Source organism: Helicobacter jaachi (assembly GCF_000763135.2).
Taxonomy (GTDB): Bacteria; Campylobacterota; Campylobacteria; order Campylobacterales; family Helicobacteraceae; genus Helicobacter_C; species Helicobacter_C jaachi.
In genome coordinates, this window is record NZ_JRPR02000001.1 from 296,528 (window position 1) to 312,371 (window position 15,844).

Below are 15,844 nucleotides of genomic sequence, written 5' to 3' on the forward strand. Positions count from 1 at the left end.
AAGCCGCGTGCAAAATGTGGCACAAATAATAAAAATAGTGCAAATAATGCAAGCAGCGCAAGTGATAGCCTTTAAAATGCTACGCTTAGGCTTATACTCCCATAGGTATTATTTTGCGCCTGCTCTTTAAACTCCCTGCCCTGATACACCCAACTTACCATAAGCGCAAAGCCCCTGTATCCTAGTGCAAAGCCACTTTCAAGTGCATAGTTAATATGCCTTAAGTGCAAATCATTAAAGCTGCTTTGTTTGCCTGTAATGAGGCTATTATAGCCTACAAACATCGCCCGCGCGCTAGCATATCCATACATAAAAAATCCATTTCCCACACTTGCGCTTAAAATTCCATAATTAAGCCTTGAGGGTATGAGATTTTGCTCTAAGCCATAGCCTATGCGCGCGTAGCTCCCGACTTGCGCATTGCCATTATAATTACCTACATCAATATGACCAAAAGGCAGCAAATCCACATCAAAAAATGCCCTTGACATTGCGTGCAGGCGGTGCATATAGCTGTATGAAAGCAGGAAGTAAAAATCATTTGGTATTTGATGTTCCCAACTCCATATGGGCGCGCCAATAATGTGATGAAGACGGTTTTGCGATTGCCCACCCAGTGCCTGCTCGCCCACTACGCCAATCCATAAGGCTAGATTCTCTAAAGAGTGCGCCCTGCGATGCTGCACATCAAAAAATCCAGCAAGCATACCCGCAAAGGGTCTATTATCGCGTAAAAAACCATTGGAGCGTATGGAGGGTGTGTAAATTTTTTGTGTAATGCCAAGCTGAAAGCGCGTGAAATTGCTGTTATCACCACTTAGCGCCAACGGGTCTAAAAAGCGCATAAAAGATAGTAAATGCTTATTGCGCCATAAATCATATTCTTTTGAGGCATACACCAGCACAGAGCCGGCAGTATAGTATCTATCAGCAGATTCTATGGTAAATACATCATTTTCATGGATAAATGAAAGTGTATGCTTTCCATAGGGCTGCGCATAGCCGATATTCCACACAAAAGCCAGAAAGCACGCTAATCTAAGGTGCTTTCGCATCAATAATTGCCTTATTTCCTTTGATTGCCACAACTTTAACTTTATCCCCCTCTTTTGGCGTAAAGTTTTGAGAGCTTGTCTCATACGCCCATAAAGTGCCTTTAAAATACACCATACCTTCCCTTATTTCGCCCACACCCTCATCAAAAAGATTATCTTTATAGTGCTGCGAGCGGTGAAACCAAGATTTAATAGGCTTGCGTAAGAGGACTAAAGAGATAAGCGAGAATGCACAAATGCTCACAGATTGCCACATAAGCGGATTTCCAAAACGCTCAAACTCCAAAAAATACTCTAAAAGGGCAGTGATACAAAATCCTATACCGATAAAAAGCAGAAAAAATGAAGCAAAAAATATCTCCACCACCACAGCAAAAATGCCAACGATAAGTAATATAAGCGCGGACATAGAGTTTTATTGCTTTTTCAAAAAATCGCCCACTACGCTTAGTGCGCCGATAAACTCGCTCACTTCATAGGGGATAATGACTTTATCTTTACTAGGATTTTTGGATAATTCACTAAAGGCGTTAATACGCTCTTTGACTAGCAAAAACTCCGCAGCATTGGCATTTTGCGCCATTTGTTTGGCAATAAGCTCAATAGCATCACTCTGCCCTTGAGCGAGCGCGATTTGCTCATATTTTTTCGCATCTGCCATACGCTCAATGGCTTCAGCTTGCAAGACTTTTTCTTGCTTTAGGGCTTCGGCATTGCGGATTAGGGCTTCTTTTTCAGCTTGAGCTTTAAGCTCTACTGCTCTTTTTTCGCGCTCAGCTTTCATTTGTAAATTCATCGCCGCTTCAATATCTTTGGGCACAGAGATTTCGCTAATCTCCACGCGCATAATTTTTACTCCCCAATTATTTGCCGCATCGCCAAGTGCTGCTTGCAGCGCGGCATTGAGCCTATCGCGTGAAGAGAGTGAATCATCTAAATTAATGCGCCCTATTTCTCCGCGAAGTGTGGTTGTAGCGAGATTTGCAATAGCTTGTTTGTAATCATTTACGCTATACACGGCAGATTTTGCATCAAATACTTTTAAAAACACGATACCATCGATATTAATATTTACATTATCCTTGGTAATAACCTGCTGTCGCCCGATGTCTATCATCTGCTCGCGCGCGCTCACCACTGCGCTTACTCTATCAATCACAGGGACGATGAATGCAATCCCCCCATCAAGCACCCTGTGGAATTTACCAAGCCGCTCGACAATGGCAATGTCAGTTTGTGAAATAATCTTTATACCAAAAAACAGCACCACGCCGCAGAGCGCTAGCACCACTATTGCAAAGATAAGCCCTACCATTTATGCTCCTTGCGATAAGCGCAATCGCGCTTATAGAATCTAAATACTAAAACCGCGCGATTGTAGCATTTTTTTCTAAATTGATTTTAGGAGCTACTCGTGCATAAAGTTTTTAAGCCCTAGCTCCATTGCATAAGGCACGGAGCTGCCATGACTTTGCCCAGCAAATTCTGTAAAGCGCACATTTTTAGAATCTAGCGCAGCATTTTGGAAAGCACTCACGATAGATTCTATATTTATTATGGATTTGCGCGGCATTCTTTGGGCTTGCGCGGGTTGTGCAGATTTTTTAGATTCTGTATTTGTGGGGTTTGCTTGCTTTGGCGTGCTTTTCGGTGAGGTTTGCGCATTTTTTTGATTGGCAGGATTTTCTAGCGCGCCGCGCGTGAAGTCAATTTGCACATTAAGACTATGAGGCTTTAGATTCTTAATCCCGCGCGCGACAAAGCGCCCCTCTCCCCACCAAAGCGAGGGCGAAGCGCACACATAGTGGCTAAAGCTATCAGGCTTTGTTAAAAGCGTATAAAGCACAAACATACCGCCAAATGAATGCCCTAAGAGCAGCTCCTTGCGAGGTTTGTCAAATTTTTTATGGATAAAGGGCTGCACTTGCTTTGTGATAAAGTCTAAAAACGCCTCCACACCGCCGCTGCCTTGAAAAGTATCTTGCAAATCTTTATCTAGCTTAGTATCTATATTTGGCAGATAATCATAAGTGCGCAGCGCCCTATCATAGGCTAGCTCGCTATCGTGTCCTATGCTTACAAAAATAGGCATAGATTCTAAGGTGCGCGTGTTATTCAGGCTAGAATCTGCTGCGATAAAATTAAGTAAGCGCGGAAAAAATCCATTGCCATCAAGGGTGTAATACACGCCATTTTCGCGCGCTAGGACTTTTGGGTCTTGTTTTACTCTCTCTAATGCTGCCTTTGGGAGTGCGATATAGAGATAATAACTGCGCTCTTTACTAAAATCGCTCTTTAGCTTTATGCGCTCAATTTTAAATAATTCTTGCGCTTGCTTGTCAATTTTTGGGATTTCAAGGCTTGGTGCGCTAAAACTTTGCGTGCAAAGCGCTAGCAGGGCAGCAAGAATCCACATCATATTGGCATTAAAAATTATGGCAATCTTTTTCATTTTTGACCTTTCAAATAAATTGTATTTTATAGAATCTAACCTTTAAAAATCTGCTCTTACACTAAGCCAATAGCTGCGGCTTGGCATAACGCGTTGATAGGGGTTGATATAGCCACCATTTGCCACAGGATTATTGATGTTGTTAGCTCCATAGGTTGTATAGAGCATCGGGTCCCAAAAATCTACATCAAGCACATTATTTACCGCTAGTGTGAGCGTGTATTGCTTGAATTTATAGCTTGCTCCAATATCTACTAGCTGATAGTCTTTATAATATTTCCCTAATAATCCGCGTGTGCTTGTAGCGTAACTTATGGCATTAGCTGTGCTTGCTGCGTCTGTTGGTGTTTGATACTTGCCGCTCCAGCGCAGATACGCGCTAAAATCTTTATACGCATAGCGTGGGGTGAGTGTAAAAGTGTGGCGAGGGATATTATTTACTGCTTCTCCCTCTTGGTAGGCATAGCCCGGCGCGGCTTTTAGCACTTCTGTGTGGGTAAAGCCATAGTTTGCATCAAGGGAAAATCCATACATAGGCTTTACTTTGAGTGAGAGTTCTACGCCGCTCATATAGGATTTTGAGGCATTGTTGTATCGCCAGCAAAAATTGTGTTCACAGGTGGGGTCGGTTGCCATTCGTGTTGATGTGGATATAATTTGGTCTTTAAAATCTGTGTAGTAGCCTGTGAGGATAAGCATAGTAGGCTCAAAGTCTAAAACCGCGCTTAACTCATAGTTCCAACTTTTTTCTGTTTGTAGATTTTGGTTTCCAAAATACGCTACATCAAAAACATTAACATAATTATAGAGCTGTGTTATTGCAGGGATTTTTACTCCACTTGTAATGCCACCTTTGAATGTGAGCCACTCTGTTGGGTTAATATTGACATAAAAGCGTGGATTTGGTGTAGTTTTAAACTTATCACTATAATTATATCGCCCTCCCAAAGTTGCACTTATGTATTCATTAATCAAATATTCTCCCTCAGCAAAGAGAGCGGCTTGATTAGTGTGCTCGGTAATGCGATTATCAGGGCTTATGGCATGAATAGCTAATTGCTCAAAGATGTAATGCACGCCGCCATTAAAAAGGATATTTCCAGCATTGCCCAAGCTAAAATCTTTAAAATAGCTGCTTTGGGCTATTAGCATATTATCTGTTCGCCCATCACCTTTATTTCCCCATAATACTTTATCACCCTTGCTTCCACCGATAGGGATATTACTGCCATTATTTTGTTTATGATTGCCCCAAGTCATATATGAATACTGCACATAGCTTGTAAGCTTACCCCAGTCATAATCTGCCTCGTGATTAAGTACATTATTGAGTTTATAAAAATCTCGCGCACTCGCTCCACCACCAAAGCCGCTTAACGAGCCTGTGCGCGCAAAGTAGAGTTCAGAATCTAAATAGATATAATTATTCTTATTTGGTGTAAAATTTAATCGCCCACCAACATTCCAGTTAGTAAAAGCAGTAGAGCCAGTGTAGGGATTACTATAATCTTGGTCTATGATTTGCCCATTGCGCCACTGCTTTAAGCCTGCAGGTTTTTCATAGGCATTGCGCCCACCGGCTTTATAACTCCCCCGTAGATTAAGAGAAAGCATATTTTTAATGAGTGGGATATTCATATAGGCATTGCCTCCAAAGATATTGCCAAAGCGCGCATCGCTCATTATTTGAGAATCTAGCTGCACGCCACCACTTAACTCATCGCTATGTTTTTTAGTAATGATATTTATCACCCCACCCATTGCATCGCTACCATACAGCACGGAGGCAGGACCGCGTATGACTTCCACACGCTCTATCATAGAGGGTGGTGGCATAAAGCTTGAGAATGTCCCACCCCAGCCAGTGTAGTCAAAATCCCTATCCACATTTTGGCGCTTGCCATCAATGAGAATAAGCGTATAGACCGAGCCTAGCCCACGCATAGAGATTTCGCTACTGCCCACGCGCGTTTTTTCAATATACACGCCCGGCACATCTTGCACCATATCACCAATGTCGCGCACAGGGCGAGTGAGAATCTCCTCTTTTTCAACAATAGCAATAGAAGCGGGCGCGTTTTTAATATCCTGCTCATATCCTGCAGCGGTTACCACAGAGCGAGTGAGATTGACTTTGCGGGGAGATTGTGAGGAAGATTTCACCTTAGAATCTGCGCTAGATTCTAAAGATGTTTGACTTATCCCCCCCCCCCGTAGAATTATTCGCCTCATCAGCAACAAGCGCATGAGAGGAGAGAAGTGCTAAACCCAAACCAAATGCGAGTAAATATTTCATAGCATATCCTTAAGATAAAAATAATGAGAGCGACTTGCGATTATAATAAATAAAACTAAAAATAACATAAAAGCTAAGATATTGCCAAAGCGCGCTATGTGTATTTATAGAATCTAGTAGGGTTTATTTTGGTTTAAAACCTAGCGCGATATAGAATCTACATACCTACCCACATACTTACAGCGCCATACGAATGCAATCATAGAGCATATCCATATTCTGCTCTGGCACAAACTCCACGCCCATAAACTTGCCCTTAGAGATGATTTCTGAAGCGGGAAGCTCATGGACAATCACGCAAAAGACGGTTTTTGGATTGGCTTTTGGCATTTCTTTGTAGGTTTTAATAAAGCCTAGCGCGGTGACATTGCCTATTTTTTCATCAATGACAATAATATCTTGCGGCGTTTGCATAAGGCTCTTTAGCGCATCAATGGGGTCATTATTCATAGTGATAAGCAGGCTTGAGTCAATTTTCTCAATCACTTGGCGGTATTTGAGGATATTTACCATGGTTTCACGCACGATAAGCAGACTCTTGCGATTGGTGGTTTCTAAATAATGCAGCAGGTCAAAAAGTTCCTTTGAGCGCGCGGAGAGCTTAGATTTATCAAGTCCGCGTAAAAAATATCGCAAAAATGTTTTTGAGCTAAAGCTCCCCTCAATGCGCGAATTACGAAAAAACTGCTTCACTGCTTGGCTATATTTTGCTCTACTCCATAAAGTAGTGTCAAAATCATACGCCTTTGTGTCAAGCAGGGCAATAAAGCGCGTTTTAATATCCTGCGTCATGGGCGTATATACTTTGCTAAAGGCTTCAAAATGCTCTTCTTTAAATCGCTTTAAGCGTGCATTTTCAGTAACTAGCGCATCTTTTTGATTGCCAATAAAGTTGAGCAAATCTACATAGCGCTTGCGCATTTGCTTGACTTCTTTTTCAGCCTCTGCAAATTCCTTGCTGCCTCTATCCTCGCGCTTTCCTAGATTTTTCTCCTCTGCAGCGAGCGTGCCGCTTAGGGCATTTGTTTGGGCTTGAGCGTTTGCAAGTGAGCTTTGAATCTCATCAATATGCGTAACAGTTTTATTATATTCCACTTGTCGGGCGAGAAATATCATTTCAAAGGCGTAGTTAAGCGCGTATTGCGTCTTTTTGTAGTATCCCTCATATTCTTTGGATAAATAAATAATCTCTCTTTTTAGCTTTTTTAACACATCATTTTCAATATTAGCGTCCATGGCACATAAATCATTATAGGCAGTGAGCAAAAAGCGGCGCATACGGATAAAATCAAGGCTCAAATGCCCTGAGACAAAGTCTTTATACGCGCTTAAAATTTCATTTTCATGCGCGAAATACTCCTCAATACACACTTTTGCGGGCTTTGTTACAGGGATTTCATCGGGGTCTATGGGCTTTGGCTTTACATGGATTTTAGTAACAAGCTTGCTCTCTACGATAAATTCTACTTCAATACCTTTTTTTAAATCGCTTAGCTCATCTTCCCACACATCAAAGGGAAAGTCAAACACACGCTTATTTAAATCCTGCTCCACCTGCGCGCGCTGCGTTTGAGAATCTACACTAATAATCTTTCCATATAGCATTAATTATCCTAAATATCTAAAATTTAAGGCGTTATTATACCTTGCTAAGCTTTAAATGCAATGGCAACTTGTTTGATAGAGAATCTAGCATAGAATCTAGCATTTTAAGTTCGCCTTAAGTCATACTTGTAGGGGCATGATAGAATCTAGCGCACTTAGTGTTTTTATTTTAATGCTTTTTGTTTTTGCCCATGCGTAAATAGCTTTTAGCTCTTTAGTATTGTCGCTTTGTTTAGAGCTTTGGTGGGTAAAAATAGGCGGCAAAATGCGCAAGGGAGATTTGCTTTGAATCTTAGCCTTAAGCACAACAAGTGTAGATTCTCTACTAGGCAAAGAATGCACAAAGCACACTTCATCAATATGCAGCCCACACGCGCCAAATTCACAAAAAAGCTCATAGCATAGCCTTGCATCATAGCACATACACAGCACGCCATTTGGCTTAAGCACTCTTTTTATGTGTGTGAGTAAATCATGCAGCGGTAAAAAACAGCTTTGGCGTGCGAGATTTTTGCGCGTATTTTGCCCATGCAGCGCGCCTTTGGTATAAAATGGAGGATTAGTGATGATAAAATCAAATTTAGAGGGTGTTTCAAAATCTAAAAAATCAACGCAATGCACCATGCCACCAAAACTCTGTGCATTTTTGCGCGCCAATATGCTCATAGCTTCATCTTTTTCTACCAAATGCAGCTCGGCTTTACCGCCTAGATTGCATATTTCTCTAGCGCATAATATCCCCAAAATCCCACTTCCCGCGCCTACATCAAGTATGCGCATATGTTTTTTTAAAAAATTACGCGCAAAGTAGGCAAGGATTAAGCTATCTGTGTTGTAGCAATAGCCATTTTCAAGCTGATAAATCTCTAGCGCAGCCATATGGCTAAATCCTCGCCTAGCGGCATAGTGTGGATAAGTTTGAAATGTGCTTTGAGATTATGCGGGATAAAATGCGCATTATTATGCGCGCCATCACACCAAAAGGCTGCGTGAATGAGTAGCATATCTATTTCATCTTTAAGCATAGAGAGCAGATTAAAGCCCCCCTCTACAATGATAAATCCACCTAAAGCCCTAAATGCCTCTATATCCTTAATAATACGCGCGCGCGAGGCTAAATGTTCACTTATAGAATCTACATGGCGCGAGATAATGCCAATTTGGGGCAAATGTGTTTTATCATAAGGCGGCAGAGCGTAGCGGGCGTTAAGCTTAGGATTGTCTGTGTTTAAAGTCTTGCCCGAAATACATAGCCAATCACAAACACTCCTTTGATTATGCGTAAAAATTTGTGAGATTTGTGATGAAATGCGCCCTTGCGTGTAGCTACCATCAAGGCGATGAGCAAGTTTAAAAAGCACAAATCTCCCCTTTTGCCTAAGTGTCTCAAAAGGCAAAAGCAAATTATGCGCAGCCTCCTGTAGTGCGGGGGATTGCACAAAAATGGCATTAATGCCATGCGAGATGAGATATTCCCTGCCACCTGCGGCAAGCGCGTGATTATCAAGTGCGGCAATGCACACTTTTGCAAAGCCTAATTGCGCAAGCAAATGCGCACAAGGAGGTGTTTTGCCCTTATGATTGCAAGGCTCTAGGCTCACATATAGCGCGCATTCTTTAAACATTTGATTATGATTTTGCAAAAGAAAAGCGTGAATATCATCACTCTTTTTAAGGGCTAAAATGCGCTCATCACGGCTTAGCGTATAGTAGGCTTCTTGCAGGGCTAGCACTTCAGCATGCGGGCTGCCTGCGATTTTATGCACGCCCTGCCCTAAGATATTGCCATTTTTATCGACCACCATAGCGCCAACGCTAGGATTTGGCAGCGCTAGGCTCTGCGTTTGCCACGCGAGATTGCAGCAATGGTTGAGTAAAATTTCATCACAATTCAAATATCACCTTTATTTTTTTAATATCTGCTATGTTTAGGCTAATATTTTGATTATCTTGCCTTATCTCAACGCGCCCATCACGCTCGCTAAAATCTTGCAAAATACCCTCAATTACACTTTTATCCATAAGCTTTATGCTTACTTGCTCGCCGAGTGAGAATACATAATGTCTAGGCTTTTTAAGCACGCGCTCTAGCCCGGGTGAGCTTACCTCAAGTGCGTAAGATTCTATATTTATATCCTCCACATCAAGCAGAGGAGAGAGCAGCTCGCTTAAATGTTGGCAATCTTGCAGGCTTAGCATGTTTTGTTTAGAATCTAGTATTTGCATAGGGGCTTTGCGCGTGATAGAAATGCGCAAAATTGGGTGATTATTCTCTTTTAAAAACTCAATATCATACACATATAGCCCTAAACTTGTGGCGAGCTGCTCGATTTTTCCTTGTGTGGCGGGCGAAAGCATGGCATTCCTTTGATTTAGATTCTATATTTTAGCAATTATTTGCTTTTATTTTTTGGTTTGATTTTTCTGCTCATTGGCTAATTGGGCGAATATATGCTCAAGCCTATTGGCGTTTTGCAAGCTATCATCAAAGCTAAAGCTAAGCTCTGGCGCGCGAAACCACTCTGTCGCGCTTAGCACATAATCTTTAAGAATATTTTGCGCTTTTTTAAGGCGCTCTAAAATTATTTTGCGCTCCTGTGGGGGAATATCTGTCCCCTCGATAAACACCTCCGCGCTCTGCTTGCTGCTTGCTTTCACGCCTGTGATAGTGAGATGATTAATGTGGGAATCTGCAAGCTCGGCAAGCGCTTGGCTTAGTACTTCTTGCAGGAGTGATTCTAGCCGCTGCTGTTTAATATTCATCTGGCACCTCCATTGCTCTTTTGGCATAAAATGCGGCGCGATAATCTTTGAAGTTACCTGCTAAAATCGCCTCTCTTGCGCCTTTTGCTAGAGTAAGATAATAATGCAAATTATGCAAAGTCGCTAAGCGATGATAGGTGATTTCTTGCGCGCGGAAAAGATGACATAAATACGCGCGCGTGTAGTGTGTGCAGGTGTAGCAGTCGCACGCCTCATCAATGGGCTTTGTGTCGTTTATAAAACTCGCAGCCTTAATATTAATCTTACCAAAATGCGTAAAAAGTGTCGCATTTCGCGCATTTCTAGTAGGCATTACACAATCAAACATATCCACCCCTAGCGCGATAGATTCTATAATATTCTCCGGCGTGCCTACGCCCATAAGATAGCGCGGCTTGTGGGGGGGCATAAGCGGTGTTAGGTGATTAATTGTATCATACATTTCTTGTGTGTCCTCTCCAACAGCTAAGCCCCCAATGGCAAAGCCATCAAAATCGCCCATTTCTGTGAGCTGCCTGCAGGAGAGCGCGCGGAAATGCCTATCTGTGCCGCCTTGAATAATAGCAAAAAGATTATTGTCTAAGCCCTTGCCCTGCGCCTTTTGCGCCTCATGATATAAAAGACTTCTTTGCGCCCAAGCACTAGTGCGCTGTATAGAATCTGCAATGCGCTCTGTGCTTGCTGGCAGCCCTACTAAATCATCAAGCACCATCATAATGTCGCTATTAAGCGCGTATTGAATATCTAGCACAAATTCGGGCGAGAAAAAATGCTTTGAGCCATCAATGTGGGATTTAAACTCTATGCCAGATTCTATAATTTTTACATGTTTGCCAAGGCTAAAGGCTTGAAAGCCTCCACTATCGCTAAGATAGCTGCCATGAAAGTTAGCAAATTTATGCACGCCGCCAAAGGCTTTAAGCCGCTTTAATCCCACGCGCAAATACATATGGTAGGTATTTGCAAGGATAAGCTTTGTGTGCAAAATATGTGATAAATCTATAGAATCTAGCGCTTTTACGCAGCCCTGCGTGCCAACGGGCATAAAAATGGGCGTTTGTATCGTGCTGTGTGGGAGTGTAAGCTCAAGCACTCTGGCTCTATCATCTTGCGCCTTGAGAGTAACCTGCATAGAATCTGCCTTAGGCTTTATGCGGCTTTGTTTGCTCTGCTATGTTTTTCATATAATCTCGCGCATATTGCGCTGAAGTGTGAGCAGCCTTTATCAAAATGCCTCGTAAGCCGCGTTCTTCTAAGAGTGCTAATCCTCTAATAGTCGTGCCTGCTGGGCTTGAAATGGCATATTTTAGCTCGCTTGGGCTTGTGTGGGCAAGTATCTTAGCAAAGCCTGCAAAAGTTTGCTGCACTAACGCCGCGCTTTGCTCATGGCTAAGTCCCTCAAGCACGCCTGCATCGATTAAAGATTCTGCAATAATGGCTAGAAAGGCGATACTGCTGCCGCTAGTAGCTATGCTAGATTCTATAAGTGCTTCATCATTAACTTGCACGCCCTCGCCAAAGGATTGAATAAAGGGGAGAATGTGTTTTTGGACTACATCGGCAAAATCTGCGCAAGGCTTGGCATTTAGGCAATAAAATGCTGTTGATGAGGCTTTGCTCCATGCTGCGATATTAGGCATAAGGCGCACATAAAAATGTGCCTTTAAATGCTCTGTAAGCTTAAGCGTAGGCACGCCCGCTAGCACGCTATAGACGCTATGGGCTTCACCTGTGAATATAAAGCTCTCTAACCCCTTAGGTTTAATGCATAAAAGCACATCTTTGCCCTCTATATCAATGCATATTTTAGAATCTACAAGGCTAGCCTGCAGCGCTTTGGCTTTAAGATTATGCTCTGCTATGCAGGCTTTGGCTTTTTCTAAATGGCGACCGATGATGAAAATGTGATTGTAGTGTGTGGTTAAAAAATCATTGTGTGCGAGTATGGCTTGAGCCATATTGCCATAGCCCACAACGACAAAATCGCGCTTCATTGGGCTGAATTATCTCTAACCGGCGCGGCTTGCTCGCCTTTTTGGGCTTCTTCTTTGTTATAATATGTGCCAATGGATTCACTTAGGCTATACATAGGATATTGCGTGCTATCAAGCACTACTTGCGCCATGGTGTGATTATCAAAGTTAAAAATAAGTGGAGCAAGAAAGTTAATGGTAGAATTTTCAATAGGCTTTTGGATAACCATAATATTGGCAATGAGCAGGTTTTTGGCATTATCTAAATCAAGCAGGATTTTAATGCTCGAGGGGACATCAAATTCATATTCTCGCAACAAAAATGGATTTACAAGCGTGAAATGCGGCACTTCATCATCGACATTATAAAGTTTCATAAACAAATCATCAACTTTTTCAAGCTTCATTTTTGTGACCTGCTCAAATCCTAAAATCGGCGACTTGACTTCAAAAATCATATTTTGCTCCAAAATTTAGCTAGATAAAACATAACTTTATAGATTATAACACAAATCCGTATTTTTATACTAAATCGTAAAATGTAATGTGTATAATACATTTTTATTTTCAAAAATTAAAGGTTTTTAATGAGAATTCGCGCATTAGTGTGTCTTTTATTTGCATTTTTTATGTTTTTTGGCTGTGCAAAAAAGGAGGTAGAATACAATAAACCCGCTGCTTATTGGTATGAGTCTATTATCAAAGAGATTAATTTTGGTAATTTAGAGGGCGCTGATGGATATTTTTCATCGCTGCAAAGTGAGCATATTAACTCCCCGCTTGTGCCAGAGGCGATGTTTATCTTAGGGCAGGCGCATATGGAGAAAGATGAATATATTTTGGCAGCCTTTTATTTTGATGAATATTTAAAGCGTTATTCTTCACTTGCTAATCAAGATTATGTGCGTTTTTTAAAGATTTTAACAAATTTTTATGGGTTTAAAAATTATAGCAAAGACCAAGAGTTTATCGCCCAAAGCATAGCAGATACACAATCTTTTTTGCAGGCTTATCCTAAAAGCCGCTATAAGCCTTATGTAGAGTATATTTATCTCAAATTCCAATTAGGGCAAATCGAGCTTAATCGCTCCATTGCCAATGTGTATAAGCGTCAAGGCAAAATTGCAGCGCAAGAGGAGTATTTAAGCCGCATCGATGGGGATTTGTATGATAATCTTAAACCTAGACCTTCGCACATTCCGTGGTATGTGAGAATCTTTAATTGGTAGGAGCATAAATGAATTTGAATGATAATTTTCCCATGACTATACCGCTTCTCGTAGAAGATGAGCTATTTATATATCCTTTTATGATTGCGCCGCTTTTTATTAATGATGATAGTAATATAAAGGCTGCGGATAAAGCCATAAAGGGCAATAGCCTTGTATTTATTAGCTCCACACGCAGCGACAATGCGCAGGCTTTTTATAATGTGGGCGTGATAGGCTCGATTATGCGCAAAGTTGCTTTGCCCGATGGGCGCGTGAAGCTGCTCTTTAAAGGCTTATATCGAGGTAAGATTTTAAAACTTATCCAATCGCCCAAAGAGCCGCTGCAGGTGGAAGTGGATATGATTCGCTATAAAGAATATGATGCTAATAAAATGAATGCGCTCCTGCAAGTTTTGCGCGAGAAAGTGCGGCATTTGGCTAATCTTGATGGGCATTTCCCGCCAGATTTATTAAAAAGCATTGAGGAAAATCACGAGCCTAATCGCATTGTTGATTTAATCGCCTCTGCTATGCGCCTCTCAAAAGAGCAAGCCTATGAGCTTTTTGCTAAAGATGATGTAGAAGAGCGCGTGCTAGGGCTTATTGAGTATATCATCGAGGAGACGCAAGCCCAAAAGTTGCAAAAAGAGATTAAAAATAAAGTGCATAATAAAATGGAGCAAGTCAATAAGGAATATTTCCTAAAAGAGCAGCTCAAGCAGATTCAAAAAGAGCTTGGCACAGACAATGTGCGCGATGAGGAAATGGAGCAGTATCAAGAAAAATTAAATGCCCTAAAGCCCTATATGAGCGAGAATGCTTATAAAGAAGTGCATAAGCAGATTAAGCGTCTCTCTCGCATGCATCAAGATAGTGGTGATGCTAATATTTTGCAAAATTACATCGAATGGGTGCTTGAAATCCCCTTTGATAAATATGCTAAGGAAAAATTATCCATTCAAAAAGTGGCAAAGCAGTTGGATTTAGACCATTATTCTTTGCAAAAGCCAAAAGAGCGCATTATTGAGTATTTTGCCGTGCGCGAGCTTATCGCTAAGCGCGCAGATTCTATAAATGAGAGACATACAGAATCTAAAGCCCAATTCGTTATAGAATCTAGAAAACGCGCGGATAAAAAACATATAGAATCTAAAGACATAAGCAAATATGAAAAAGGCACGATTTTATGCTTTTATGGACCGCCGGGCGTGGGTAAGACAAGCCTTGCAAACTCCATTGCCAAAGCCATTAAGCGCCAGCTTGTGCGCATAGCACTTGGCGGCTTAGAAGATGTAAATGAATTACGCGGACATCGCCGCACTTATATTGGCGCTATGCCCGGGCGCATCGTGCAGGGCTTAATTGAGGCAAAGGAGATGAATCCTGTCATTGTGCTTGATGAGGTAGATAAGGTAGGCAGGAGCTATCGCGGCGACCCTACAAGCGTGCTGCTTGAGATTTTAGACCCGGAGCAAAATCACGCTTTTAGGGATTATTACACAAATTTTGATATTGATTTATCGCAAGTAATTTTTATTGCAACAGCAAATGATATATCTACAATCCCCGCACCCTTGCGCGATAGAATGGAATTTATTGCCGTTTCATCATACACGCCGCAAGAAAAACTAGAAATTGCTAAAAAATATCTTATCCCACAAGAGCTGCAAAAGCATGGCTTAAGCGCGCAGGATATAAAGCTAAGTGTAAGTGCGCTTAAAGAAGTGATTGAAAAATACACGCGTGAAGCGGGCGTGAGAAATCTGCGCCACAAAATTGCTCAAATTATGCGCAAAAGTGCCAAACTTATCTTGCAAGGAAGTCAATCTGTGCATATCACGCCGCGCAATCTTGGGGAGTTCCTTGATAAAATTGTCTTTGAAATCTCGCCTGCGGATAAGAAAAATCTTATCGGTATAGTCAATGGCTTAGCTTGGACGAGTGTGGGTGGTGATGTGCTAAAGATTGAAGCCATTAAGATTAAAGGTAAAGGTGCGCTCACACTCACAGGCAGCCTTGGTGATGTGATGAAAGAATCTGCACACATCGCGCATTCTGTGGTAAAAGTGCTGATTGATAAAAAGATTTTAAAAGTCAAAGAGCATGGCAAAACACCTATTTATCAAAATTATGATATTCACTTGCATGTGCCAGAGGGTGCTACGCCAAAAGATGGTCCAAGTGCGGGCATTGCTATGGCTTGCGTGATAGCCTCTATTTTGACAGAATCTAAAATCTATGCAAGTGTGGCAATGACGGGCGAACTGACATTACAAGGTAATGTGTTGCCTATTGGCGGCTTGCGTGAAAAGCTTATCGCTGCACATAAAGCAGGCATTAAAACAGCACTTATTCCGCAGAAAAACTATGAGCGGGATTTGAAAGATATACCAAAAGAGGTGCTTGAAAAACTACAAATTATTGGTGTGAGTGATATTAAAGAGGTGCTTCATCTTGCCCTTGTGGTGTGAAATGCGCAAGATGAGATT

Annotated in this window: 15 protein-coding genes; 2 read left to right on the forward strand and 13 right to left on the reverse strand. The window is 41.7% G+C overall.

The window, feature by feature from the left end; translation table 11 throughout:
- Positions 1-71: 71 nt before the first annotated feature.
- The 13 genes from LS71_RS01445 to fliW form a co-directional block, all read right to left on the reverse strand.
- Entirely contained in the window at positions 72-1,055 is a 984-nt protein-coding gene (locus LS71_RS01445) for a lipid A deacylase LpxR family protein (protein WP_034352137.1), read from the reverse strand.
- Positions 1,039-1,464: an NfeD family protein gene (locus tag LS71_RS01450; RefSeq protein ID WP_034352136.1), complete on the reverse strand. Its 426-nt coding sequence runs from the start codon at positions 1,462-1,464 to the stop codon at positions 1,039-1,041. Before LS71_RS01450 ends, LS71_RS01445 begins: the two co-directional genes overlap by 17 nt.
- 6 nt (positions 1,465-1,470) lie before the next feature.
- Entirely contained in the window at positions 1,471-2,370 is a 900-nt protein-coding gene (locus tag LS71_RS01455) for an SPFH domain-containing protein (protein ID WP_034352133.1), read from the reverse strand.
- 93 nt (positions 2,371-2,463) lie between these two features.
- On the reverse strand, positions 2,464-3,507 hold the full coding sequence (locus LS71_RS01460; protein ID WP_052057746.1) for an alpha/beta hydrolase: 1,044 nt from the start codon (positions 3,505-3,507) through the stop codon (positions 2,464-2,466).
- A gap of 42 nt (positions 3,508-3,549) precedes the next feature.
- The gene (locus LS71_RS01465) at positions 3,550-5,739 is read right to left on the reverse strand and encodes a TonB-dependent receptor domain-containing protein (protein WP_081946210.1); all 2,190 of its coding nucleotides are present in this window, start codon (positions 5,737-5,739) and stop codon (positions 3,550-3,552) included.
- Positions 5,740-5,980: 241 nt separating this feature from the next.
- Positions 5,981-7,408, reverse strand: a complete 1,428-nt coding sequence (locus LS71_RS01470; RefSeq protein ID WP_034352129.1) for a hypothetical protein — start codon at positions 7,406-7,408, stop codon at positions 5,981-5,983.
- A gap of 120 nt (positions 7,409-7,528) precedes the next feature.
- Entirely contained in the window at positions 7,529-8,287 is a 759-nt protein-coding gene (locus LS71_RS01475) for a tRNA1(Val) (adenine(37)-N6)-methyltransferase (protein WP_034352126.1), read from the reverse strand.
- Positions 8,275-9,303, reverse strand: coding sequence for a bifunctional diaminohydroxyphosphoribosylaminopyrimidine deaminase/5-amino-6-(5-phosphoribosylamino)uracil reductase RibD (ribD, locus tag LS71_RS01480; protein WP_034352123.1), 1,029 nt, complete (start codon positions 9,301-9,303; stop codon positions 8,275-8,277). The genes LS71_RS01475 and ribD overlap by 13 nt, the downstream gene beginning before the upstream one ends.
- A complete protein-coding gene (locus LS71_RS01485; protein ID WP_034352121.1) occupies positions 9,293-9,766 on the reverse strand; it encodes a ribosome maturation factor RimP in 474 nt (157 codons plus the stop codon). The genes ribD and LS71_RS01485 overlap by 11 nt, the downstream gene beginning before the upstream one ends.
- A 45-nt stretch (positions 9,767-9,811) precedes the next feature.
- Entirely contained in the window at positions 9,812-10,171 is a 360-nt protein-coding gene (gene rbfA / locus LS71_RS01490; protein ID WP_034352119.1) for a 30S ribosome-binding factor RbfA, read from the reverse strand.
- Positions 10,161-11,303 (reverse strand): tRNA guanosine(34) transglycosylase Tgt, encoded by a 1,143-nt coding sequence (gene tgt / locus LS71_RS01495; protein ID WP_034352117.1) that lies wholly within the window; start codon positions 11,301-11,303, stop codon positions 10,161-10,163. Before tgt ends, rbfA begins: the two co-directional genes overlap by 11 nt.
- A gap of 10 nt (positions 11,304-11,313) precedes the next feature.
- Positions 11,314-12,165, reverse strand: a complete 852-nt coding sequence (locus LS71_RS01500; protein ID WP_034352114.1) for a pyrroline-5-carboxylate reductase — start codon at positions 12,163-12,165, stop codon at positions 11,314-11,316.
- Positions 12,162-12,602, reverse strand: a complete 441-nt coding sequence (gene fliW / locus LS71_RS01505; protein WP_138109786.1) for a flagellar assembly protein FliW — start codon at positions 12,600-12,602, stop codon at positions 12,162-12,164. The genes LS71_RS01500 and fliW overlap by 4 nt, the downstream gene beginning before the upstream one ends.
- Before the next feature lie 129 nt (positions 12,603-12,731).
- Here fliW and LS71_RS01510 point away from each other — a divergent pair, with 129 nt between their 5' ends.
- A complete protein-coding gene (locus LS71_RS01510; protein WP_034352110.1) occupies positions 12,732-13,373 on the forward strand; it encodes an outer membrane protein assembly factor BamD in 642 nt (213 codons plus the stop codon).
- An 8-nt stretch (positions 13,374-13,381) separates the two neighbouring features.
- Positions 13,382-15,826, forward strand: coding sequence for an endopeptidase La (gene lon / locus LS71_RS01515; RefSeq protein WP_034352108.1), 2,445 nt, complete (start codon positions 13,382-13,384; stop codon positions 15,824-15,826).
- Positions 15,827-15,844: the final 18 nt, after the last annotated feature.

Bases quoted from the DNA above. Each gene is read 5' to 3' on its own strand.
- LS71_RS01445 (WP_034352137.1), bottom strand. From the start codon at position 1,055: ATGCGAAAGCACCTTAGATTAGCGTGCTTTCTGGCTTTTGTGTGGAAT.
- LS71_RS01450 (WP_034352136.1), bottom strand. From the start codon at position 1,464: ATGTCCGCGCTTATATTACTTATCGTTGGCATTTTTGCTGTGGTGGTG.
- LS71_RS01455 (WP_034352133.1), bottom strand. From the start codon at position 2,370: ATGGTAGGGCTTATCTTTGCAATAGTGGTGCTAGCGCTCTGCGGCGTG.
- LS71_RS01460 (WP_052057746.1), bottom strand. From the start codon at position 3,507: ATGAAAAAGATTGCCATAATTTTTAATGCCAATATGATGTGGATTCTT.
- LS71_RS01465 (WP_081946210.1), bottom strand. From the start codon at position 5,739: ATGAGGCGAATAATTCTACGGGGGGGGGGGATAAGTCAAACATCTTTA.
- LS71_RS01470 (WP_034352129.1), bottom strand. From the start codon at position 7,408: ATGCTATATGGAAAGATTATTAGTGTAGATTCTCAAACGCAGCGCGCG.
- LS71_RS01475 (WP_034352126.1), bottom strand. From the start codon at position 8,287: ATGGCTGCGCTAGAGATTTATCAGCTTGAAAATGGCTATTGCTACAAC.
- LS71_RS01485 (WP_034352121.1), bottom strand. From the start codon at position 9,766: ATGCTTTCGCCCGCCACACAAGGAAAAATCGAGCAGCTCGCCACAAGT.
- rbfA (WP_034352119.1), bottom strand. From the start codon at position 10,171: ATGAATATTAAACAGCAGCGGCTAGAATCACTCCTGCAAGAAGTACTA.
- tgt (WP_034352117.1), bottom strand. From the start codon at position 11,303: ATGCAGGTTACTCTCAAGGCGCAAGATGATAGAGCCAGAGTGCTTGAG.
- LS71_RS01500 (WP_034352114.1), bottom strand. From the start codon at position 12,165: ATGAAGCGCGATTTTGTCGTTGTGGGCTATGGCAATATGGCTCAAGCC.
- fliW (WP_138109786.1), bottom strand. From the start codon at position 12,602: ATGATTTTTGAAGTCAAGTCGCCGATTTTAGGATTTGAGCAGGTCACA.
- LS71_RS01510 (WP_034352110.1), top strand. From the start codon at position 12,732: ATGAGAATTCGCGCATTAGTGTGTCTTTTATTTGCATTTTTTATGTTT.
- lon (WP_034352108.1), top strand. From the start codon at position 13,382: ATGAATTTGAATGATAATTTTCCCATGACTATACCGCTTCTCGTAGAA.